At 63.0% G+C, this 21,270-nt stretch carries 14 protein-coding genes; 5 read left to right on the top strand and 9 right to left on the bottom strand.

Annotation, left to right across the window (positions count from 1 at the left end):
* Positions 1-15: 15 nt before the first annotated feature.
* From pbpC to RB216_RS29250, 3 genes are all read right to left on the bottom strand, one after another.
* Positions 16-2,316, bottom strand: coding sequence for a penicillin-binding protein 1C (gene pbpC / locus RB216_RS29260; RefSeq protein WP_308908162.1), 2,301 nt, complete (start codon positions 2,314-2,316; stop codon positions 16-18).
* On the bottom strand, positions 2,297-8,095 hold the full coding sequence (locus tag RB216_RS29255; protein ID WP_308908161.1) for an MG2 domain-containing protein: 5,799 nt from the start codon (positions 8,093-8,095) through the stop codon (positions 2,297-2,299). Before RB216_RS29255 ends, pbpC begins: the two co-directional genes overlap by 20 nt.
* A 77-nt stretch (positions 8,096-8,172) precedes the next feature.
* On the bottom strand, positions 8,173-8,802 hold the full coding sequence (locus RB216_RS29250) for a LysE family translocator (protein WP_308908160.1): 630 nt from the start codon (positions 8,800-8,802) through the stop codon (positions 8,173-8,175).
* A gap of 135 nt (positions 8,803-8,937) precedes the next feature.
* Here RB216_RS29250 and RB216_RS29245 point away from each other — a divergent pair, with 135 nt between their 5' ends.
* Positions 8,938-9,411 carry an Lrp/AsnC family transcriptional regulator gene (locus tag RB216_RS29245; protein WP_025854407.1) on the top strand — a complete coding sequence of 158 codons (474 nt, stop codon included), beginning with the start codon at positions 8,938-8,940 and terminating at the stop codon, positions 9,409-9,411.
* A gap of 97 nt (positions 9,412-9,508) precedes the next feature.
* Here RB216_RS29245 and RB216_RS29240 read toward each other — a convergent pair whose 3' ends face one another.
* Genes RB216_RS29240 through RB216_RS29215 form a run of 6 tightly spaced genes read right to left on the bottom strand, consistent with a single transcriptional unit; the run spans position 9,509 to position 15,190 of the window.
* Positions 9,509-10,441 (bottom strand): phosphatidate cytidylyltransferase, encoded by a 933-nt coding sequence (locus RB216_RS29240; RefSeq protein WP_010207670.1) that lies wholly within the window; start codon positions 10,439-10,441, stop codon positions 9,509-9,511.
* A 1-nt stretch (position 10,442) separates the two neighbouring features.
* Positions 10,443-11,063, bottom strand: coding sequence for a lysophospholipid acyltransferase family protein (locus RB216_RS29235; RefSeq protein ID WP_028618570.1), 621 nt, complete (start codon positions 11,061-11,063; stop codon positions 10,443-10,445).
* 9 nt (positions 11,064-11,072) lie between these two features.
* The gene (locus RB216_RS29230) at positions 11,073-11,516 is read right to left on the bottom strand and encodes a hypothetical protein (RefSeq protein ID WP_028618569.1); all 444 of its coding nucleotides are present in this window, start codon (positions 11,514-11,516) and stop codon (positions 11,073-11,075) included.
* Positions 11,506-12,804: a phosphatase PAP2/dual specificity phosphatase family protein gene (locus RB216_RS29225; protein ID WP_308908159.1), complete on the bottom strand. Its 1,299-nt coding sequence runs from the start codon at positions 12,802-12,804 to the stop codon at positions 11,506-11,508. The genes RB216_RS29230 and RB216_RS29225 overlap by 11 nt, the downstream gene beginning before the upstream one ends.
* 2 nt (positions 12,805-12,806) lie before the next feature.
* The gene (locus RB216_RS29220) at positions 12,807-14,555 is read right to left on the bottom strand and encodes a bifunctional alpha/beta hydrolase/class I SAM-dependent methyltransferase (RefSeq protein ID WP_122686991.1); all 1,749 of its coding nucleotides are present in this window, start codon (positions 14,553-14,555) and stop codon (positions 12,807-12,809) included.
* 11 nt (positions 14,556-14,566) lie between these two features.
* Complete coding sequence (locus tag RB216_RS29215) at positions 14,567-15,190, bottom strand: CDP-alcohol phosphatidyltransferase family protein (protein ID WP_061434689.1); 624 nt, start codon at positions 15,188-15,190, stop codon at positions 14,567-14,569.
* 186 nt (positions 15,191-15,376) lie between these two features.
* Between RB216_RS29215 and hflK (RB216_RS29210) the strand changes: the two genes are divergently transcribed.
* The 4 genes from hflK (RB216_RS29210) to RB216_RS29195 are packed head-to-tail and all read left to right on the top strand — an operon-like array spanning position 15,377 to position 21,197.
* Positions 15,377-17,281: a protease modulator HflK gene (hflK, locus tag RB216_RS29210; RefSeq protein ID WP_236317338.1), complete on the top strand. Its 1,905-nt coding sequence runs from the start codon at positions 15,377-15,379 to the stop codon at positions 17,279-17,281.
* A 12-nt stretch (positions 17,282-17,293) separates the two neighbouring features.
* Positions 17,294-18,283, top strand: coding sequence for a protease modulator HflC (hflC, locus tag RB216_RS29205; RefSeq protein WP_122686993.1), 990 nt, complete (start codon positions 17,294-17,296; stop codon positions 18,281-18,283).
* The gene (gene hflK, locus RB216_RS29200; protein WP_068937783.1) at positions 18,280-19,314 is read left to right on the top strand and encodes a protease modulator HflK; all 1,035 of its coding nucleotides are present in this window, start codon (positions 18,280-18,282) and stop codon (positions 19,312-19,314) included. Before hflC ends, hflK (RB216_RS29200) begins: the two co-directional genes overlap by 4 nt.
* Positions 19,311-21,197, top strand: coding sequence for a cation-translocating P-type ATPase (locus RB216_RS29195; RefSeq protein ID WP_308908158.1), 1,887 nt, complete (start codon positions 19,311-19,313; stop codon positions 21,195-21,197). The genes hflK (RB216_RS29200) and RB216_RS29195 overlap by 4 nt, the downstream gene beginning before the upstream one ends.
* The last annotated feature ends 73 nt before the right edge of the window (positions 21,198-21,270 follow it).

The following is a 21,270-nucleotide window of genomic DNA, read 5'->3' as shown; positions in this document are numbered from 1 at the left end:
GTGCGACAACCACTCCTAAGGCACAAACTCCACCCGCAACCCCCGGCTCGCACTGCGCCCCTGATCATCACTGACCCGCAACCGATACTCCCCCGACTTGCCCGGCCGCCAATTCAACGTGGTTTGCGGTGGCCCCTGGCCGATCAGGGTTTGATCGGCAAACCAGTACAGCGTCGTTGCATCGCTGGCGGCGTTGGCATTCAGCGGGATGCTTTCCTGGGGCTGGGACAGGCGCAGTTGATAGCTCACCTGGGTCAGTGGCGAGCGGATCTGCGGGGCTTCGCTCTGGTCGCTGAGGCGGTTGGGCTGGCAGTTTTTCATCACGGTTGGCGGGGTACGTCGCGGCAGGCCGGCGGCGCGGTACAGGCGTTGCACGTCGCTGGGCCAGAATTCGAAGACTTCTTCGCGGGTGTATTGCGCGTCAAACGGCGGGCAGGCGGCCTTGCCGGTGCGGGTGTCGATCAGCACCGGGCGGTGCAGGTTCGACACGCGAATCGGCGATACGCCGGGGATGTACCAGGTCTTGCGGGTTTGCGGGCACCAGCGGTTGGGCAACTCGCCGGACGCGGCGCAGACAGCAATGCGTACTAATCCGGCGGGCGGTTTGTCGGTTTTGATCACCACGTTGGGCAAGGCCAAAGGCAGGGCGTCGGCGATGCGGAAGAACAACGGCGCGGCGGTCTTGGCCCCGATGAAGGCTGGGTTTGGACGACCATCGAAGTTGCCCACCCACACCACCAGCACGTAGGGGCCGACCAGTCCTGCACTCCACGCATCGTGAAAACCCCAGGAGGTGCCGGTTTTCCAGGCGGTGCGCCAGTGACGTCCAGGCAGGCCATCCGGGCGTGGGTTACGACGCAGCATGTCGCGCACCATGAACGCTGCCTGGGGCGTCAGCAGTTGGGCGCCGGTGGTCTGGGGCTGTTCCTGCAAATAGCGCAACGGCCGCAGATGCCCATCACCGGCCAGCATCACATACAGCCGCGCCAGCTCTTCCGGGGTCATTTCACCCCCACCGAGGGCCAGGGCCAGGCCGTAATGGCTTTCGTCTCGCAGGCCTTTGATCCCGGCGCGTTGCAACAGTCCATACAAAGAGGGTGACTTGACCTGGCTGGCGAGCCACACCGCCGGGATGTTGCGACTACGGATCAGCGCATCCCGCGCTGTCAGTGGCCCGACAAAACTGCCGTCGAAATTTTCCGGTTGGAAGTAGCCGAAGTTACTCGGCAGGTCCTTGAGGATGCTCATGGGGTGGATCACCCCTTGGTCCAGCGCCAGCCCGTACAGGAACGGCTTGAGTGTCGACCCTGGCGAGCGCCGCGACAGCACGCCATTGACCTGGCCGTGAAGGCTTGTGGATAAGTAATCCGCCGACCCGACCAATGCCTTGACGCTCTGGTCGCGACTGTCGATCAAGATCGCCGTGGCGTTTTCCACACCTGTACTGCGCCGTTCGGCGATAAAGCCGGTAATCAGGCGTTCGAGCAATTGTTGCAGCGGCAGGTTGAGGGTGCTGTTCAGCTCAGTGCCGGGCTGGGATGCCAGCAGTTGCTCACTCAAATGCGGCGCCAGGAACGGAATGTGCTGGCGGTCGCGTGCTTCGAGGGGCAACTCCAGCAAACTGTCGTTACGCGGGTCCTGTGGATAAGTCTCGCGCCAGTCGTTCATCAAGCGCAGCCGGGCGTTTTGCAGCGACGGCCCGAAGCGCGCCCGCCGCCCTGGGTGTTGCGGGATCACCGCCAGTGCCAGTGCTTCGGACAATGACAGTTGCGCCGCCGACTTGCCGAAGTAGATACGGCTGGCCGCTTCGGCACCTTCGATATTGCCTCCCATGGGCGCCAGGTTCAGATAGGCCTCAAGGATGTCGTGCTTGCTGTAGCGCGCCTCCAGCCACAGGGCCAAGGCTATCTGTTGCAACTTGCCCGGCACCTGGCGGGTGTTCAAGTCCCACAGGCGCCGTGCCAATTGCATGCTCAAGGTCGAGCCGCCCTGGCGCTGGCCACCGCTGTAGGTGGCGATGGCCGCGCGAAGCAACGCCGGGGGATTGATCCCCGGGTGCCAGTAGAAATTGCGGTCTTCCTTGAGCAGCAAGGCTTCGACCAATGAAGGAGAAATCCGCTCCAACGGTAGCCAAAGACGGTATTGCCCGTCATCCGCCAAGGTCATGCGCAGCAGCGCGCCGTCATCGGCCAACACCACCCGCGATGAGGTCACGGCCTTTTCCAGCGGAGCATGGGGCCACACCCGCAGCCCCACCAGGACCACCGCCGCTGCGAACAGCGGCAGTGTCAGGCGCTTAAGGCTTGGTAATTTCAAGCTGGCCTACTTTGCCGCGCCCTTGCAGGGTGGTTTCGTACATGCCCTCGGCGTAGGCCGGTGGCGTATTGAAGGTGCCCGCGTTGGTAGCGCGCACGCGGTAGACGAAAGTGCCTACATCGCGCAGCGCGGTACCGTACAGCACCACTCGATCATCGCGCACATCGACGTACTCCGGCTGCCAGTTGCTCAGCTCGGTTTCGCCGATGGGGGCTTGCCAGCTTTCTTCTTCCTGGCTGTCCTCTTCCACGTACTCGGACTCTTCGCCTTCCTCGCTGCTCGCGGCTTCTGGCTCCGGCGGCAAGTTATACACAGGCTCGACGCCACCCGGCAGCAGGTCGACCACGGCCACTTGCTGCACCTGGTCACGGTCGGTCGCGCGCAGACGCAGGCGCACCAGGAACTCATCGCCTACCGCGACCTTGCTCACCGGCTCGCCCTTGAGGTCGAGGTATTCGTGGATGATTTCCAGGCCATTGTTGATCGGCTTGAGCTTGGCGCCCTTGTCGAAACCGGCTTCGCTGAGCATGAAGAACGCTGCCGGGCCGTCGGATTTTTCCATCACCAGCTTCTGCGTAGCGCCCGGCACGGCGGCGCGGGGTGGCTGGCCGGCCATCTCCAGCAATTGCTGCTGCTTGTCCCCCAGCCAGGCGGTGGCCTTGAGCGTCATGTCGCTTTGCGCACGCTGGCCGTAGTTGTCCAAGGCGCGCAACAGCAGGGCGGCCGACAGCGAGTTGTAACGCTGCTCGTTGAGGCGCTTACCGAGTTTATCCAGCAGCGCTGTAGGCACAGCGTCCATCAGCTCTGGGAAATGTCGGGCCAGCAGGTGCAGGTGTTCGGCGTCGTGCACCAGCGGGTCGTAGTACAAACCGTCGCTGTCCCACTTATCCACAAGCGAACGCCAGGGGATTTTGCGGAACAGTGTGTCAGCCTGGCGATCCTGCTTGAGCAGCTTGTAGCTGGCCGCCAGGTAAGCGGCGCCCAAGTCGTCCTGCCAGCTATCCTTGAAGTAGCCCTCGTAGCGCTCGCGGATATCGCTCAAGGCGCCGCTTACCAGAATCCCCTGACGGCTCAGCAGGTAACTGGCGTAGGCCCGGTTGCGCAATTCCGACAGGCCTTCGCTAGGGCCATTGGCCAGATCCGTCAGGTACGCATTCGAGCGCACCAACAGGTCTTCCGGCACCGGCAAGCCGCGCTCCTTGGCTTCGATCAAGAAGTCGGTGGCGTACAGGCTGGCGTACGGCGCTACGTCCGGGTTTGCTGCCCACAAACCAAAGCCCCCGGCCTGGTTCTGACGCTGGCGCAGCATGCGCACTGCACTGGCGAAGGCCTGTTCGGCTTCAGGTGCGTTACCGCCCCAGATCAACGCCGGCATGGCCTTGGACACCAGTTGCTCGGTGCAGGCGTAGCCGTAGTCGTCCAGGTAATGCTTGAGGCCGTTGGCCCATACCAGTGGCGAGGCCGCCACACTCAACTGTACGTCGCGCAATTGGCTGAACAGCTCGCGGGTCGGCTTGAGCTCTTTGCTGGCGCTCTCAAAGCGACCCAGGCTCAGGGCGACGCGATGTTCGCTCAGTGGGCGGATCGAAGTGGTTTCGGCCACCTGGATACGTTTGCCGTCCGGCAGCACTGCGACAAAACGCAGGTCCGCCGACCCCAGGGTTTCACCGACCTTGATCTTGAACTCGGCGGTGCCTTCCTTGCGCGGTTGCAGGGACAAGGTGCTGCCCTTGTCGCCCTGTACCTTCAGGCCATCGCTGGTCTGCAGTTCAAACTTCACCTCTGCCGCCGCGTCGAGGTTGCTGAACACCCCGGCGCTGACGTTGAACACATCCCCCGGCGCCACAAACGCCGGCACGTTTGGCGTGATCACGATCGGACCGCGGACTTCGGTATTGGCTTCGCTGACGCCCACGCTGTCGCTGTCTACCGCCACTGCAAACAGGTGAAGCTTGCCGTTGAAGCTGTCCGGCACCTGGTAATTCAGCACGGTTTCGCCAACTGGCAGGTCGACCAGTCCAGACCACCAAGCCACGGGCGGCTGGTGTTTACGCTTGAACGGGTTGAGGTGATTGGCCAGGGCGCCTTCCGTATCACCACCGGGCGCCGCCCCACTGAGCAGACGGCTGAATTCCGGCAGGATCAGGTCAAGGATCTGACTGGTGCCGACTTCCAGCGCGCGTTTCTGGAAGAAAAAGCCCAGCGGGTCCGGCGTCTGGTAGCGCGCCACTTGCAGGATGCCTTCGTCCACCGCGTACACCACCGCGCGACCTGGGCGGTCGGCGTTGACCTTGATATCCAGCATCTGCCCCGGCTCGATCTTCGCCGGGCCTTCAACCTTCAAGGCCATGCGCCGCGCATCCAGGTTGATGCTGAACGGCACCACGCCGTAGGACAGCGGGCTCATGTACACCTCGGCCGAGCCCATGTCGCGCACAAACTGCACGTTCACGTAGGCATTGCCCTCAAGCCCTGCCGGCACACGGATGTGCTGCACGCTGTTGGTGCTGTCGGCCTTGAACCACTGCTGGGTGTAGACCTTGTCGCGTTCGATGGTGATCAAGCCGGCGCCGGTATACGGCGCACGAATGCTGATGGCGATTTCGTCACCGGTGGCGTAGCTGCGTTTATCCAGACGCAGTTGCAACTCGGCATTGCGTTCCAGGGAGCGCGATGTGTTGCCACGCCCGGCCACGCTGTAGTCGATCTGGTTGAGCAGGTTGCCGTTGGCGTCTTTCAATTGCAGGGTGAAGTCACCCGGTGTGCCGGTGTTCAAGGCCTGCTTGGCGCCCTCCTTGGTCATCAGCAGCGGTGAGGCCGGCTGGCTGATGTTCTTGATGCGCGACTCGTACTTGTAGGTGCCGTTGGATTGTTTCACCAGCACCGACACATAACGGTGCTCGACTACCTCTGTAGTCAGGCCGTCCACCGCCTGGGGCGAAAGGTCCGGCGCGACGGCCAGCCATTGCACTTGGCGCGGCGCATCCTTGGCGACGTACGACAGCGAGTCCTGACTTTTCACACCCACAAGGTAGGGTGCGGACGACACCAGCAAGGCACTTTGCGCCGCCACATTGCGCCCGCCTTCGGCTTCGAACACCTGGCTCATCACCTGCAGGCGATAGGTGCTGTTGGCGAAGCGTTGCAGGTTGAGGTCGAGCACGGCCTGGCCGTTATCGTCGACGGTGGTTTCGGCTAGGTCTTCAGTGGTGGCGTCTTCCAGGGAGTCGTTGAGACGGAAACGGTAATCCGGGTAACGATCAAACGCAGCGAGTGTTGGGCTCAGGGACATTTTGGCGGTCACACGACGGCCGGACGCCGGGGCGCCAAACAGATGCATCGCGGTGACCTTGGCGACCACCTGATCCGGTGGGATCCAGCCCTGCACCGGCGTGTCGCGCAGGCTCAGGCTGACCTTCATGCGGTCCGGTTCGAAGTCACGGACCTTGAAGCTCACGCTGCCCAGGTCGGTGCGGGTCTGCTTCTGGCCGATCAACTGCAAGGTCGCGGTGTATTCCCCGGCGGGGGCGACTTCGCTGCTGGGGAAATCAAAGCTTTCAAAACCGCTGGCGGACAGCTTCAACGGTTGGCGAATCACTTCCAGGCCACGGGGGTCGGTGATTTGCAGTTCCACCGGCAGGCCCAGCAGGGCGCCTTTCCAGTTGCCGCTGCGCACGATCATGCCCAAGTGCGCGGTTTCGCCCGGACGGTACAGGCCGCGGTCCGTAAACAGGTAGGCGCTGAGGCGATCAATCGCACCGTCTTCTTCCAAACCGCCTACATCGAAGCGCGACAGATCCAGTTGCTGGGACTGACGGGCGATCGGTAAAAATGACTGGTCATTGCCGCGAGTGACGACATACATCAGCGGCGTTTTCTCACGGCGCAACTCATCCAGCTTGGCGAAGTGCGCGTGACCTTCGGCGTCGGTGCGGCCACTGCTCACCGGCAGACCGTTACGTCCAATGATGTCGACTTGTGCATCGGACACCGGCGAACCATTGCCGATGGACTGCACATACACGTCATGGCTGCCATCGCTGGAGCGCTTGGCGATGATGCCCAGGTCCGTCACCACGATGAAGCGCAGGTCGCTGGTGCTGCTGCGGTCGTACTCGAACGTTCGCGGGGCCGGGTCATCCTGCGGGCTGAGCTTGAGCACGAAAATGCCGCGCCGCCCGCCGTTGGCGGTGAGGTAGTGGCTGAGATCCACGTTGTCGTAGACGGTTTTCGCCGGGTCATTGGATGACAGCGGGATATCCAGCGATTGACGCTCGACCATGCGATCGAAGTATTCGTTGCCGAAGTTCGGCCGGGCAAAGCTGCCGCTGCTTTGGTCCACCAGGTGTTGCAATTGGTTGGGCAGCAGGCGAGCGATTTCCACATGGGCGCCAGGCACACCGCGGGCCATGAAGCCCAGGCGTTTTTCGCCGTTGAGGCTGAGCAAGGCGCCGTCAGACAGGAACTGCAGGGTGCGTGGGTAAGCCGGCATGCTGATCAGCGACGGCGTAGGATTCTTCGCCAGGTAGCCGCCGATGGCTTCTAGGTTGGCAGGTACGCGCACATACACGGCCCGACCGGCCGGGGCCTTGAATTTGAAGGCATGCAGGGTGTTCAGCGGCTCGACGCTGGGCACGTGGGTCAGGTTGAGCTTGGTGCTGCGGGCGAGCAGGGCGTCGTCGATCTCGTTGCTGCTGTAGGGGCGCGTGTCGTCCTGGGCTTTTTCCGGTAACAGCCAGGCCTGGACCTTGCCGGCGATGGTTTCGTCAGCCACGGCGCTGGAGCTGCTGAACATCAGCACGGGTTCCGGCTCACCACGTTCGTTGTCGACAAAACTCACTTCGGCGCCGGTAAAGGTCAGGCGATAGCGCCCGGGCACGGTGACTTCCGACACCAGCGGCGCGGTGCTGGCGTTGCCACCATCGCGGGCCTTGATGCCTTCGTCGAGCTTGGCGCTGACTGGCGTGCTTTCCAGTGGCGTGGCCAGGGCGGCGGAGCGCACGTAGGCGTTGAGTTTTTTCTCGTCGAAGGTGATTTCCGGGCGGTTGGGCAACTGGGCGTCGCGGTAAGCCAGGCCTTTGCCGAGGGTTACCGTGACGCGCTTGCGTAGGTTGTCTTCATCCACCGGGTGGGAAAAATGGAAGGTCGCCACCAACTGTTTCAGTGTCGGGTTGGACGGGTCCTGATACAGCTCGTTTTGCGCCAGGGTGGCGCGGAACGGTTGGGTGGAAAACTGCGTGCTGTATTGGTCCAGCAACACGCCATCCGCCAACAGGTTTTTCTTCGCCATATCCAAGGTGTAATGGGCGTCGATGGGCCAGTCTTTTTCCGGCACGAACAACAGGCTGCGGTCATCCGCCCAGCGCCAGGTGCCCGCCACCGCAGGTTTGAGGGTGATGCCTTCGGTGACCGGTTTGCCGATGGCCGACAACGGAGCCACGGATTCACCGAAACGCACCTGCAAGTTATCCACAACCGGGGTTTGCTGGGTGTAGTCGGTGAGGTTGGGTTTATGCAGCGAGTAGCTCACGGTATGCGGCTGTGGCAGGTTGGAATACCAGTGCCAGCCGTAGAAACCAGCGGCGGCCAGCAACACCAGGCCCACTAAGCCGGCACCGGTTTGACGCGGATAAGCGCGCGCCTTGCTGCCCAGGTTCGCCAGTCCACGGCCGGTGGCGCGCAGCCAGAACGGCGGATGCCATTGGCCAAAGACGGCCCCCACCACAGTCAATAACGCACCGACAATACGGCGGCTGATCGCTTTGAACGAATCGAACATGGTGAGCATCCCTGGCTAAGTGCGGCGTATCTTACACGCGTCTTTGATACAAAAGATGACGCCGATACGCCGCACTGCTAGGCGTGTTGCACAAAAGTGAGGCGCACCGCAAAACCGATCAAAAGACTGCCGAATAGCCACTGCTGCACACGCTGCGCCGAGCGATTGCGTGCCAGCCACTGGCCGATGCACGCGCCGGCCAGGGCGTAGCAACAGTCGAAGGCGAAACCGACCGCGACCAGGATCACGCCCAGCAACGCGAATTGCGCCGCCACTGGGCCAGCTTGCGGGTCGATGAATTGCGGCAGCAGCACCGAGCAGAACAGCAGCGCCTTGGGATTGAGCAGATTGGTCAGCAAGCCGCGTTGCAGTGCGGCACGCCAGGCGTGGGTTTTCAGGGTGGCGTTGGCCGTATCGAGCGTCGGCAGCCTATTTGCCCGCAGGCACTGCACGCCCAGCCACAACAGATAGGCCGCGCCACCCAGCCGCACCACATCAAAGGTCCAGGGTGCCACTTTGAACAAGGTCGCCAAGCCCATGCCTGCCAGGGCCACATGGCAGGCGCGGGCCAGTCCCAGGCCAATCGCGGTGGTCAGCGCCAAGGCTTTGCCTTGGCGCGCGCCGGTCTGCAGCAGCAGGATCATGTCCGGCCCTGGCAGCAGATACGCCACCGAAAGAGCCACCAGAAACAACCAGAGTTCCGCCATGTTCCACCCCCTTGTGTGTCTGCCAATTCTAGGGCCGAAGGGCGGGACAGGTGCTTGCGTAGTCAGTCAGAAAAGCGTCTATTCTTGGCACTATCTGCCACTTATTGCTCTGTAAGCCATCCATTTATGCCAAATCTGAAACTCGATGCTTTTGACCGCAAGATTCTCGAAGCCCTGCAACGCGACGGCCGCCTGAGCAATGTGCAGTTGGCGGACGAGATCGGGCTGTCTGCTTCACCCTGCCTGCGACGCGTGCGGTTGCTGGAAGAAGCCGGTGTGATTCGCGGCTACCAGGCCACACTGGATCGCGATGAAGTGGGCCTGGGGATGATGGTGTTCGTGGGCGTGAAGGTGGAGCGGCATAACGATACCGAGGCCAACGCCTTTCGCGAGGCAGTGACGGCGCTGCCGGAAGTGATCTCGGCGTTCCTGGTGTCGGGGGAGTCGGACTTTCTGTTGCAGGTGGTGGTTCCGGATTTGCGCGGCTATGAGCGGTTCGTCACTGGTAGTTTGCTGAAGCTGCCGGGCGTGAGGGATATCCGCAGCAACTTCGCGATCCAGACCGTGAAAACCCCAGGCGCATTGCCGCTGGGGCATTTGCCAGGCTAATGGCTGTAGGAGCCAGCTTGCCGGCGATGAGGCCCGTGAATTTTATGAACGTTCAGGGTCGCCATCGCCGGCAAGCCGTCTCCTACAGGGGGCTTGTTCAGGTCCACCAGTAGCGCACGAGGTGGAAGAAGATGGGCGCGGCGAAGCACACCGAATCCAACCGATCCAGCATCCCACCGTGCCCTTCGATCATATGGCCCCAGTCCTTCACGCCCCGATCACGTTTGATCGCCGACATCACGATGCCGCCGGCAAACCCGAGCAGGTTGATCAGCAGCGCAATCAAGAACGACTGCCACGGGTTGAACGGAGTGGTCCACCACAGTGCCGCGCCGATCAGGGACGACAACAGGATGCCGCCGACAAAGCCTTCCACGGTTTTCGACGGTGACAGGTTCGGCGCGATCTTGTGCTTGCCGAACAACTTCCCACACACGTACTGCAATACGTCCGACAGTTGCACCACGATCACCAGATAGGCAATCAGCAGCAGGTTGCGGCCTTCGTAGCCGGGGATGTCCAACGTCAGCAATGCCGGCACGAAGGACACGCAGAACACTGCGATCATCAAGCCCCACTGCACTTTCGACGCGCGTTCCAGGAAGTGCGTGCTGTCGCCACCCAGGGAGGCGAGGATCGGCAGTAGCAGGAACACGTACACCGGGATGAAAATCGAGAACAGCCCGTACCAGTCCGAGTAGATCAGCAGGTATTGCAGCGGCAGCGCCAGGTAGAACGCGGCAACCAGCGCCGGGTAGTCGCTGCGGCGGGTAGGTGTGAGGGTGAGGAATTCGCGCAGGGCGTAGAACGATACCGCGTAGAACAGCAGGATCACCGCGCCAGTGCCGAGCCAGAAGGCAATGCCGATCACCACCACCATCACCCACCAGGCGTTGATGCGGGCGTTGAGGTTGTCGATGACGGCATTTGGGCTGCCACGGGTGCGCAGCTTGAGGATCAGGCCGATCAGCGAGGCGAGCACCAGGATGGCGCCGATGCCGCCGAACAGCATCAGGGTTTGGCTATCCATGTCAGACATGCTCCGGGGCAAGGGCGAGCAGGGCATCGCGGGTGCGGGTGAGAAAGGCAGTTTTGTCTTCGCCTTCTTCCAGTTGCAGCGGCGCGCCGAAGCTGGTGGTGCACAGCAGGGGCAGCGGCAGGACGCGGCCCTTGGGCATGACCCGGTTGAGATTGGCGATCCACACCGGGACCAATTCGGCCTGTGGGTAACTTTTCGCCAGGTGATACAAGCCACTTTTGAACGGCAGCAGGCCGTCTTCAAGGTTGCGTGTGCCTTCGGGGAAGATGATCAGCGAATCACCGCCTTCCAGAGCGTTGAGCATGGGTTGCAAAGGGTTATCCACAGGGTCCTTGCGTTCGCGGTCGATCAGCACGCCGTTGAACACGCGGTTGATGATGTAGCGGCGCAAGGCGCTTTTAGTCCAGTAATCGCTGCCGGCGACCGGGCGCGTGAATTTGCGCAGGTTCTGCGGCAGCGAGGCCCACAGCAACACGAAGTCGCCGTGGCTGCTGTGGTTGGCGAAGTAGATGCGTTGCACCGGCACCGGCGCGCACCCCAGCCACAGGCTGCGGGCACCGGTGACGGTGCGGGCCATGGAGGTAATCAACGTGGCGACCACGGGTTCGAACATGAGGATTCCTTATCCGGCGAAAGGCAGCCAAGGGCTGGCGAGGATCACGCCCAGGGTCAGCAGCGCTTGCGCGCCCAGCAGCCAGGCTTGTTTGCGCAACAGTTTGAGCGCGCCACGACGGCGCTCGGTCCAGGGCCGGCCAATGCGCTTGGCCGATTGCAGGCCAAGAGTCTGCAAGGCCTGGTCGAGGTCCGGGGTGCGGTCGATGTCGCGGGCCAGCAGGGTGAACAGGTCGGCGTCGAAGGCCACGCGCAGCGCCCAGTATTTTTGCAGCAGCCCGAGGATAATCATCCACAGGCTCAGCAGCAGGCAGATCGGCGCAATACTCGCCATCAGCAGTTGAGCCAGGCCGAACGCGACGCCAACCAGGGTCAGGCCTGTGGATAACTGATCCAGCGAGCGACCACGACGCAGCAAGCTGGCGACAACCTGCAGTTCCATATCAGCGGGCATGGGGTAAACCCTCCAAAGCTTCACGGTGTGCGGGGTGCAGGACCACATCGGCCCGCGCTGTACGAATGATAGTCAGCGCATCCTCTATCGTCGCGGCGCGCCCGGTGTGCAGTAGCCAGGCCGCGACGGCGGTGGCGCTGCGCGAGTAGCCGAGAGCGCAGCACACCAGCAATGGGCCACTTGCGCGCAAGTGCTCGATGGCTTGCGCGGCTTGCAGGCATTCGGTGGGGCTCGGGGCAATCAGGTCCAGCACGGGAATCAATTGATAAGCGCGGCCCTGTGGATTAATCGGCAATTCGGCACAGAGATCGACGATGGCCTTGAAGGGTTCTTGCTCGCTCGTTGTAGGAATACGCCCAAGCCAGACGTCATCCACAATCAGGTCGGGTTGTGGATGCTTGCGTGTCCACAGGCGCGAGTTGACCCAGGCGGCGGCCAGATAGGGTGCATAAAGCCAACGCGCGGCGGGCGTTAGTTGGCCGTCAGCGCGTTTCTGGAAGCCCGCAGCGCCGAGCACGAAGTAATTGGCCTTGATCAAGGCGAGGGAAACCGCAGGCCAAAGTATCCACAACCAGCCACCGCCCAGTACAAACGCAAGAATCGCCACCAGCAAGGCCCCAACGCCATAGCGCACACCCAACCGCCAGCGCTTGGGGTCCCGCGTGAGCCGTGCATTCAACAGTGGGCTCGGATGTTCCACCGGCCACAACCACACACACAGCCAACCGGCGAGGGCGCCTGTGGGTAAGTCGATAAAGTGATGTTGATAAGTGGTCAGCACCGAAATGCCGATCAACGCGAACCAGCCATGCACGAGCCAACGCCAGATTCCCTGGGTATGGCGTTGGTACATGACCCACAGGATCACCAGCAACGCGATATGCAGGGATGGCGCCTGGTTGAACGGCTTGTCGAACCCTGCCAGCACTGCAAACAGCCAGCCAAACACGCCGTCCAGTTCCGGCCGCTCGAAGGTGAAGCGCAGCGGCCAGATCAGGAAGCAGCTCACGGCGATCACCTGGGCGCTCAGCAAACGCAGCGCATGTTGCTTCAACTCATGCCGGGTGTTGGGCAGCAACAGGGAAAACCCGTAGAGCAGGTCGATGGACCAGTAGGGCACGATGGTCCAGGCCCAGAACGGCATATGGGTTTCCCAATCGAACACCAGCGTGCCGACGTCGCTGCGCTGGCTGGTGACCCAGGTGGCAAAGCCATAGGTGCTAAAAAACAGCGGCGCCAACAGCAGTAGCCACAGGAACGCAGGTTTCAATAAGCCGGGTTCGCGCATGCTCAGATCTTCTGTGCCAGGGACACGGTGAAAATGCCCCACTCATCCACTCGCTGGGTGATCTTGCGAAAGCCGGCGGCTTCCACCAGTTGATCCATTTCCGCCTGGCTGCGGCGGCGCATCACCCAAGCCTGGCCCTGGCGGTGGCTGGTCAGCGCACGGGCGATCAGCTCCAGTTGCGGGTGCCATGGCTGGCCGGTGTAGACCAGATAGCCGCCGGGCTCTACGGCCTCAGCGAGGCCCGCCAGCGAACCGCCGACCATGCCGTTATCGGCAAACAGCTCATACAACCCGGACACCACCGCCAGCGTCGGCTTGGGGTCCAGTGCCGCCAGGTCCAGACGGTCGAATGCGTCACCTTTGACGAACTGCGCAATATCCCCCAGGCCTTTCTCGCGAATCAGCGCGCCACCGTCGCGCACGTTGATGTCGCTGTAGTCGCGCAGCAGGATCGATTCCGGCAGCGGCGACACACCCTGCAAGGCTTCCAGGATGTAGCGGCCATGACCGGCGGCGATATCCACGATACGCACTTCGCGATCATCTCCACGCAACTTGGCCATCGCCAGGCGCAGGAGTTCCTCCACATTCAGCTTGCGCTGGCGAATGCCGCGCCAGCCGATGGAGTTGAGGTAGTTGGTGTCGATCATCCGCCCCAGCCCGCCCTTGCCGGTGGGCGTGTTGCGGTACACATAGTCCAGGGTGCTGCCGGAGTCGAAACCGGTGTCGAAGCCCAGCTTCACGCCGTCCGACAGGTTCTTGCCCAGGCCCATGCTGGCGCGGGTCATGCGCCAGTACAGGTCGCGCAAGGAGTTGCGCGGTAGTGGCGCGGCGAGGGCTTCGGACTCGGCGCAGGTGGCGCCCAGCTTGTCGGCGTCCAGCAGTGACGCGCGGTCCAGCGGGTGTTCGAAGTTCTGCAGGATGAAACGCCGGGCGCTGCTCACCGCAGTGGCGCGGTCGCGTTCGCCGAGGGTGTCGTGGAAGAAACCGGGGAGAATGTGCAGCTCTTTTTTCAGGCTGCCGAGGCGGTCGAAAAATTGCTGCTGGGGTTTGCGGTGCACCACAAAGTCCGAACCCGAGATCAGCAGTTGCGTCGGCACTTGGATCGCCTGGGCATCGGCGACAACCCGGTCGGCCGCTTCGTACAGGCCGAGCAGCACATTCACCGAAATGGCCTTGGTAATCAGCGGATCGCTGTCGTAGGACGCCACGCGCTCCGGGTCATGGCTGAGGAACTTGGCCTTGACGTAACTGTTGACGAAAAAGTTGCCACGGAACTTGCGCATCAGCGCCAGGCCTGGCCGGGCAAATGGCACGTAGAGCTTGACCTTGAACGCGGGGGACGCGAGCACCAGCGCGCGAATCTTCGGCGCGTAGTCGTGCACCCATGTCGCGGCAATCACCGCGCCCACGCTTTGCGCAATGACGGCGAAGTTGTCTTCCTCGATGCCATAGGTGGCGCCGATGTGGTCGCAGAAAGTCTGCACATCGCGGGCGCTGGTGGCGAAGCTGGGGCTGTCACCGCGCTCGCCGGGAGACTGGCCATGCCCACGCGCGTCCCAGGCGAAGCAATCAAACTGCGGCAGGTTCAGCTCATCCACGAGGTGGGCGATACGTCCCGAATGCTCATGGCCGCGATGGAACAACACGATTGCCTTGCGCGGCCCGGTGGTCTCCGTGGCCGGCCAGTGCCGGTAGAAAAGCTCGACGCCGTCGTGGGTACTGAAGGTGTGCTGTTGCTGTTCGCGCATCGCAAAAATCCTTATGCAATCGGTGAGGTTTCTTGTTGTTCTTTGAGGCCCTGACGCACTCGGTTGACCAAGGTGTAGGCGAGCAGGGCGGCCACCAGCCACATCACCGCGTCGACCCAACCCGCGCCCAGCCACCCCAGCGCCACGCCGGTGGCCAGTACGCCGAGCACGAACGCGCGATCGCTTTTGCCCATCGGCCCGTCATAGCGTCGCGATGCGCCCACCATCGGCCCCAGCACGCCGGCGTATTCGCTGAACACCGCCAGTAGCGCCACCAGCAGCACCGGCGCCAGGCTCACGCCGGGGATCAGTGCAAACGGCAGGATCAACGCACTGTCGGCGATCACATCACACAGTTCATTCAGGTAGGCGCCCAGGCGCGACTGTTGGCCGAATTCACGGGCAAGCATGCCGTCGATAGCGTTGAGCGCCATGCGCAGGATCATCCACAGCGGGATCAGCGCAAACAGCCACAGGTGTTGGGCGAAGCTGGCAATCAACAGGCCGACCAGCAAGGAAATCACGCCGGCCAGCACGGTGATTTGGTTGGCGGTGGTGCCATTGTCATAGAGGCGCTGCACAAGAGGGCGCAGCAAGTTTTGAAAACGCGGCTTGAGCTGATAGATCGAAATCATGGGGAGTGACGCTTCCTTGTCCGTGGACCCGCGAAAAACTGTTCTGGAGTGTGCCCGATTCTTCGTGGCCTGCACCAGTGATGGCGCGTGTTTCTGGGGGTTTAGTCACGGTCTGCTTCTAAGCGAACAAAAATTTCACGCCTTGTGTTATATCGTAACTAATTGTGTTCGAGCGGACGTAAGTGGATGCAAGTGGATCTGGAAGCTGACGGCGCTTCGGTGGAAGGCCTTCCGCGTTTTCAACAGGGGCTGTTCCATGCCCGCCGATTGCGCCAGGCCGGTACCAGCCTGACGGTGTTGGCGGTTGCCGGCTGGGTGCTGGCGCTGTTTGTCGCGCTGTTTGCGCCGCTGTCGATCTGGCCGGTGGTGCTGATCAACTGTGCGTCGGCGTTGCTGTTGTTGGTGGCCGGCTTGCAATCGGCGTGGTGGGTGGCGGATTGGCGTGCCCAGGCGTTGGAAGAACCGTCGGCTGATGCGCCGGTTGAAGACGCAAGCCGGTACGCGCGCCTTGTGGAGCGTTTTGGCAAACAGATCGGTACGCCGGTGTTGTGGCTCGGCGGCTGGTCGTTGCTGGCGCTGGTCAGCATTGTCGAGTTCTGGAACCTGGCGCTGCCCGCCGCACCGGTCGGTCAATCGGCAAGCATCGGCACCGCGCTGGCGTTGGGATTGGCGTTTGGTTTGCTGGTGTTTGAACGCCGTCTGGCCCAGGAGACCGCCGCGCAATGGCCGGAAGCCTCGCAACTGGCGCAGTTGAGCCGAGTAGCGATTATTTGCCTGGTGGTCAGTGCGGTGTGTCTGCTGTTTGCCGGGGCTAACTCAGTCTGGCCACTGAGGTTGGCTGTGTTGATCGGTTTGCTGCCGGCCTTGGTCTCGCTCGAATTTTTATTAAGAGCCGTGCTGTCCCTGTTCAGCCCACGCCAGCCACGCCTCGAGCCGCGTCTGATGGCGCAAAGCTTTATTGCCGGATTGTTACGCTGGCCGCCGCAACCCTTGCTCGCGCTGCAGCATGAATTGCACAACCGCTTCGGCATCGACTTGCGCCAGATCTGGGCATTTACCTACATGCGCCGGGCGTTCCTGCCGGTGTTGCTGGTGGTACTGGCGGTAGGCTGGGCGCTCACTGGCGTGCACGAAGTGCCCCTGCAAGGCCGTGGGATCTATGAACGTTTCGGCAAGCCGGTGCAGGTCTTCGGCCCTGGCTTGCATGCGGGATTGCCATGGCCATTGGGCCGCGTGATCAGTGTGGAAAACGGCGTGGTGCATGAACTGGCCACCAGCGTCAGCGAAGCCGCTACACCGGAGCTGGCGCCTGCCGAAGGCCCGGCCCCGCTGATCGCCAACCGTTTGTGGGACGCCAGCCATGTGAATGACAAGTCCCAGGTGATCGCCAGCAGCAGCGGCGACAAACAGAGCTTCCAGATCGTCAATATGGATGTGCGGTTCGTCTACCGCATCGGCCTCACCGACCAGGCCGCGCTCGCCGCCACCTATAACAGCGCGGACGTGCCGACGCTGATCCGCAGCACCGCCAGCCGCATCCTTGTGCATGACTTCGCCTCGCGCACCCTCGACGAATTGCTCGGCGAACAACGCACTCGCCTGGCCGAGGAAATCGGCCGCGCCGTGCAGGCCGACCTGCAAAAGCTCGACAGCGGCGTGGAAATCCTCGCCACGGTGGTAGAGGCGATCCACCCGCCGGCCGGTGCCGCCAACGCTTACCACGGTGTGCAGGCTGCACAGATCGGCGCCCAGGCCCTGATCTCCCGCGAACGCGGCGCGGCCAGTGAGCAAACCAACCAGGCGTTGCTGCAAGCCAGCACCGCCCGCGACCAGGCCACGGCCACGGCCCGCGAAGTGAACGCGGGCGCGCAAGCGGCCAACCTGCGCTTCACCGCCGAACAAAAGGCCTACGCCACCGCCGGGCAGGCGTTCGTGCTGGAACAGTACCTCGGCCAACTCAGCCAGGGCCTGGCCCACGCCAAGCTGCTGATTCTGGATCATCGCCTGGGTGCCGACGGCGCGCCGACGATCGATCTGCGTTCTTTTACCTTGCCGGCCGATCCTTCGGTGCCGCGTAAAGCCGTTCAATAAGGAGTCTGTCTGTTGAGCGCTCATTCTCACGATCACGTTCATCATCACGGCCATCACCACCACCATCATCACGGTGACGAACAAGCGGCCGGCCCTTTCCCCTGGCGGCGTATGGCCTGGGCGCTGTTGCTGGTGCTGTTTGCGGTCGCTGCCGCCAGCCTGGTGCAGGTGCGTTCCGGCGAGGCCACGGTGATTACCCGTTTCGGTAACCCGTCGCGGGTGTTGTTGGAACCGGGCTTGGGCTGGCGTTGGCCGGCGCCGTTCGAAGCGGCGATCCCGGTGGATTTGCGCCTGCGCACCACCTCCAGTGGTTTGCAGGATGTGGGCACCCGCGATGGCCTGCGGATTATCGTGCAGGCCTATGTGGCCTGGCAGGTGCAGGGCGACGCAGACAACGTGCAGCGTTTCATGCGCGCTGTGCAGAACCAGCCGGATGAAGCGGCGCGGCAGATTCGTACCTTCGTGGGTTCGGCGCTGGAAACCACGGCCGCCAGCTTCGACCTGTCCAGCCTGATCAACACCGATGCCAGCCAGGTGCGCATCGCTGATTTCGAAGCGCAGTTGCGCCAGCAGATTGATCAACAATTGCTCACCACCTATGGCGTGCGCGTGGCCCAGATCGGCGTTGAACGCCTGACCTTGCCATCCGTCACCCTCACGGCCACCGTCGACCGTATGCGCGCCGAGCGTGAAACCATCGCCACCGAACGCACCGCCGTGGGCAAGCGTGAAGCCGCGCAGATCCGCTCCGCCGCCGAGCGTGATGCGCGCATCGTGCAGGCCGATGCCACGGTGAAGGCTGCCGATATCGAGGCCCAGTCGCGGGTCGAAGCGGCGCAGATTTATGGCCGCGCCTACGCGGGTAATCCACAGCTATACAACCTGCTGCGCTCTCTGGATACCTTGGGCACTGTGGTCACGCCAGGCACCAAGATCATCCTGCGCACCGACGCGGCGCCGTTCCGCGCCTTGGTGGACGGGCCGAAGGACGTCCAGCCATGACCGAGCGTGACAGCCCGGACAGCCCCTGGATCCAGGCCGGGCGCCTGACCTTCCTGGCGTTGTACGCGGTGACGGTATTGGCGGCGTTGGCCTGGGCGTTTTCCAATGTGCGCCAGATCGACCCGCAGAACCGTGCGGTGGTCCTGCATTTTGGCGCACTAGACCGTATCCAGAATGCCGGACTCTTGCTGGCATGGCCGCAGCCGTTCGAGCAGGTGGTGCTGCTACCGGCAGCTGATCGCGTGATCGAACGCCGGGTGGAGAACCTGCTGCGCTCCGACGCGGCGCTCCAGGCCGACCGTGTAGCCAGCTTCGCCACGCCCTTGAGTGATGCGCTGGCCGGTTCCGGTTACCTGCTGACCGGCGATGCCGGCGTGGTGCAACTGGATGTGCGGGTGTTCTACAAAGTCACTGAACCCTATGCCTTTGTGTTGCAGGGCGACCATGTGCTGCCGGCCCTGGATCGACTGGTGACGCGCAGCGCGGTAGCCCTCACCGCGGCGCGGGACTTGGACACGATTCTGGTGGCGCGACCTGAACTGATCGGCACCGACAATGGCGCCGCCGAGCGCCGTGAGCGGTTGCGTGGCGACTTGGTGCAAGGCATCAACAAGCGCCTGGTGGAATTGGCTTCCACAGGCTTGGGATTGGGTATCCAAGTGACCCGTGTCGATGTGCAATCCAGCCTGCCGGCCCCGGCGGTGAATGCCTTCAACGCCGTGCTGACGGCCAGCCAACAAGCCGACAAGGCCGTGGCCAACGCGCGTACCGACGCGGAAAAACTCACCCAGACCGCGACCCAGCAGGCCGACCGCCTGGTGCAAGTCGCCCACGCCCAGGCCAGCGAACGCCTGGCCAACGCCCAGGCGCAAACCGCAACCGTTGCCAGCCTGGCCCAAGTTAAAGACCCGGGTTTGCTGCTGCGTCTGTACCGCGAGCGCTTGCCGAAAATTCTCGGCCAGGCCGGTTCCGTGACCACGGTCGATCCTAAAGACGACTCCCGTTTGATCATCCAGGGAGCCGAACAATGAGCGCACCCATGCTGACCTCCGCCGAACAGCGCAGCGCTGCCCGGCAATTGACCCTTGCCATGCTGGCCTTGGGTTTGCTGGTGCTGGGCCTGATATGGCGCTGGCTGGCGCCGGACCAGACCGGCGTGAGCCAACTGCTGCTGGGCGTCGCGTCGTTGCTGGTGGCGGTGCCGGTGATGCGTTCGGCCTGGTACAGCCTGCGGTTTCCGAGCCTGCATGGCATCACCGATCAACTGATCGCCCTGGCGATGCTCGGTGCCTGGGCCACAGGGGACCTGCTGACGGCGGCGTTGCTGCCGATCATCATGATCTTCGGCCATGTGCTGGAAGAACGCAGCGTGATCGGTTCGCAGGAAGCGATCCATGCGTTGGGCAAACTGACGCGCAGCCATGCGCGGTTGGTGCAGGCCGACGGCAGCATTGTTGAAGTGGATAACGGCACGCTGAATACCGGTGATGTGGTCGAGGTGCGTGCCGGTGACCGGGTGCCCGCCGATGGCGTGGTGTTGTCGGGCCAGGCGAGCCTGGACACGGCGCCGATTACCGGTGAGTCGGTGCCGTTGGAAGCCAGTGTGGGTGTGCAGGTGTTTGGCGGGGCGATCAACCTGGATGGCTTGCTGCGCCTGCAAGTGACGCGCACGGGCAATGAGTCCACCTTGGGCAAGGTGATTGCGCTGATGCAGAACGCCGAGCGGTCAAAACCGCCGATCACGCGGCTGCTGGAACGCTATGCCGGCAGCTATATGGTGCTGGTGTTGTTGCTGGCGGCGGTGACCTGGTTTGTAACCAACGACGCCCAGGCGATGCTCGCGGTGCTGGTGGCGGCGTGCCCGTGCGCGTTGGTGCTGTCGGCACCGGCCACGGCGATTGCCGGGATCGCGGTGGCGGCGCGGCATGGGATTCTGATTCGCAGCTCGGCGTTTCTGGAGGAGCTGGCGGACCTGACCTCGTTGGTGGTCGACAAGACCGGGACGCTGACCTTCGGCACCCTGCGCCTGCAATCCATCGAAACCACCGCGCCGGATCGGCAAGTGCTGCTCAATCTGGCAGCCAGCCTGGGCTCGGCGAGCAGCCATCCGGTCAGCCGCGCGTTGGCGGGGTTGGCAACGCAGGAACAACTGCTGGCGTTGACGGATATTCGTGAGCGCCAGGGGCTGGGCGTCGTGGCGCAGACCGATCAGGGCGAAGCGGCCTTGGGGCGGCCGGAGTTGTTCGAGCAACTGGGCATCGTCACCACCGTTGTACCGAACCACGATGGCCCCATCGCCGGGCTGGCGCTGAATGGGCAGTTCCTCGCCTGGTTGCTGCTGGCCGACAGCGTCAAGCCGGAGGCTCGCCAGGCCCTGCGAGAACTGCGTGACCTCGGTCTCGGTCGCCAACTGCTGCTTACCGGCGATCGTCAAAGCGTGGCCAACAGCCTGGCGCTGGAGGTAGGCATCAGCGATGTCGAAGCCCAGGCCCTGCCGGAGGACAAGCTCAACCGCGTGTTGGGTGAGATCGGCAGCGGCTTCCGTCCGATGGTGGTAGGCGACGGCATCAACGATTCCCTGGCGCTCAAGGCCGGTGTGGTCGGCGTGGCCATGGGCGCGGGCGGGGCGGATATTGCCTTGGCGTCGGCGGACGTGGTGCTGATCGGCAGCGACCTGCGGCGCCTGGGCACCTGTGTGCGCTTGAGTCGCCAGTGCCGGCAGACCTTGCAGGTCAACGTGATCATCGGCCTGGGCTGGACCTTGGCCATTGTCGTGTTTGCCGCGTTTGGCTGGTTGGGTGCGGCGGGCGCCATGATTGCAGCGGTGTTGCATAACCTCAGCACCTTGCTGGTACTGGGCAACGCCGGGCGATTACTGCGTTTTCAGGAACCGCTTTTGAAGCTTGAGGAATAATTTTCAGAAATTTTTGTACAGCGCTGTAACGCGCATGAGGGACCTCACTCTAGTGGTGTGTCGAGACTGAACA

Origin of the sequence: Pseudomonas canadensis, assembly GCF_030980095.1 — a bacterium.
GTDB classification, from domain to species: domain Bacteria; phylum Pseudomonadota; class Gammaproteobacteria; order Pseudomonadales; family Pseudomonadaceae; genus Aquipseudomonas; species Aquipseudomonas canadensis.
This window is presented reverse-complemented; position numbering and strand designations above follow the sequence as displayed.

What these genes read in the sequence shown, in the direction of transcription:
- RB216_RS29255 (WP_308908161.1), bottom strand. Translation starts at nt 8,095, where the DNA reads ATGTTCGATTCGTTCAAAGCGATCAGCCGCCGTATTGTCGGTGCGTTA.
- RB216_RS29250 (WP_308908160.1), bottom strand. Translation starts at nt 8,802, where the DNA reads ATGGCGGAACTCTGGTTGTTTCTGGTGGCTCTTTCGGTGGCGTATCTG.
- RB216_RS29240 (WP_010207670.1), bottom strand. Translation starts at nt 10,441, where the DNA reads ATGGATAGCCAAACCCTGATGCTGTTCGGCGGCATCGGCGCCATCCTG.
- RB216_RS29235 (WP_028618570.1), bottom strand. Translation starts at nt 11,063, where the DNA reads ATGTTCGAACCCGTGGTCGCCACGTTGATTACCTCCATGGCCCGCACC.
- RB216_RS29230 (WP_028618569.1), bottom strand. Translation starts at nt 11,516, where the DNA reads ATGCCCGCTGATATGGAACTGCAGGTTGTCGCCAGCTTGCTGCGTCGT.
- RB216_RS29225 (WP_308908159.1), bottom strand. Translation starts at nt 12,804, where the DNA reads ATGCGCGAACCCGGCTTATTGAAACCTGCGTTCCTGTGGCTACTGCTG.
- RB216_RS29220 (WP_122686991.1), bottom strand. Translation starts at nt 14,555, where the DNA reads ATGCGCGAACAGCAACAGCACACCTTCAGTACCCACGACGGCGTCGAG.
- RB216_RS29215 (WP_061434689.1), bottom strand. Translation starts at nt 15,190, where the DNA reads ATGATTTCGATCTATCAGCTCAAGCCGCGTTTTCAAAACTTGCTGCGC.
- hflK (WP_236317338.1), top strand. Translation starts at nt 15,377, where the DNA reads ATGCAAGTGGATCTGGAAGCTGACGGCGCTTCGGTGGAAGGCCTTCCG.
- hflK (WP_068937783.1), top strand. Translation starts at nt 18,280, where the DNA reads ATGACCGAGCGTGACAGCCCGGACAGCCCCTGGATCCAGGCCGGGCGC.
- RB216_RS29195 (WP_308908158.1), top strand. Translation starts at nt 19,311, where the DNA reads ATGAGCGCACCCATGCTGACCTCCGCCGAACAGCGCAGCGCTGCCCGG.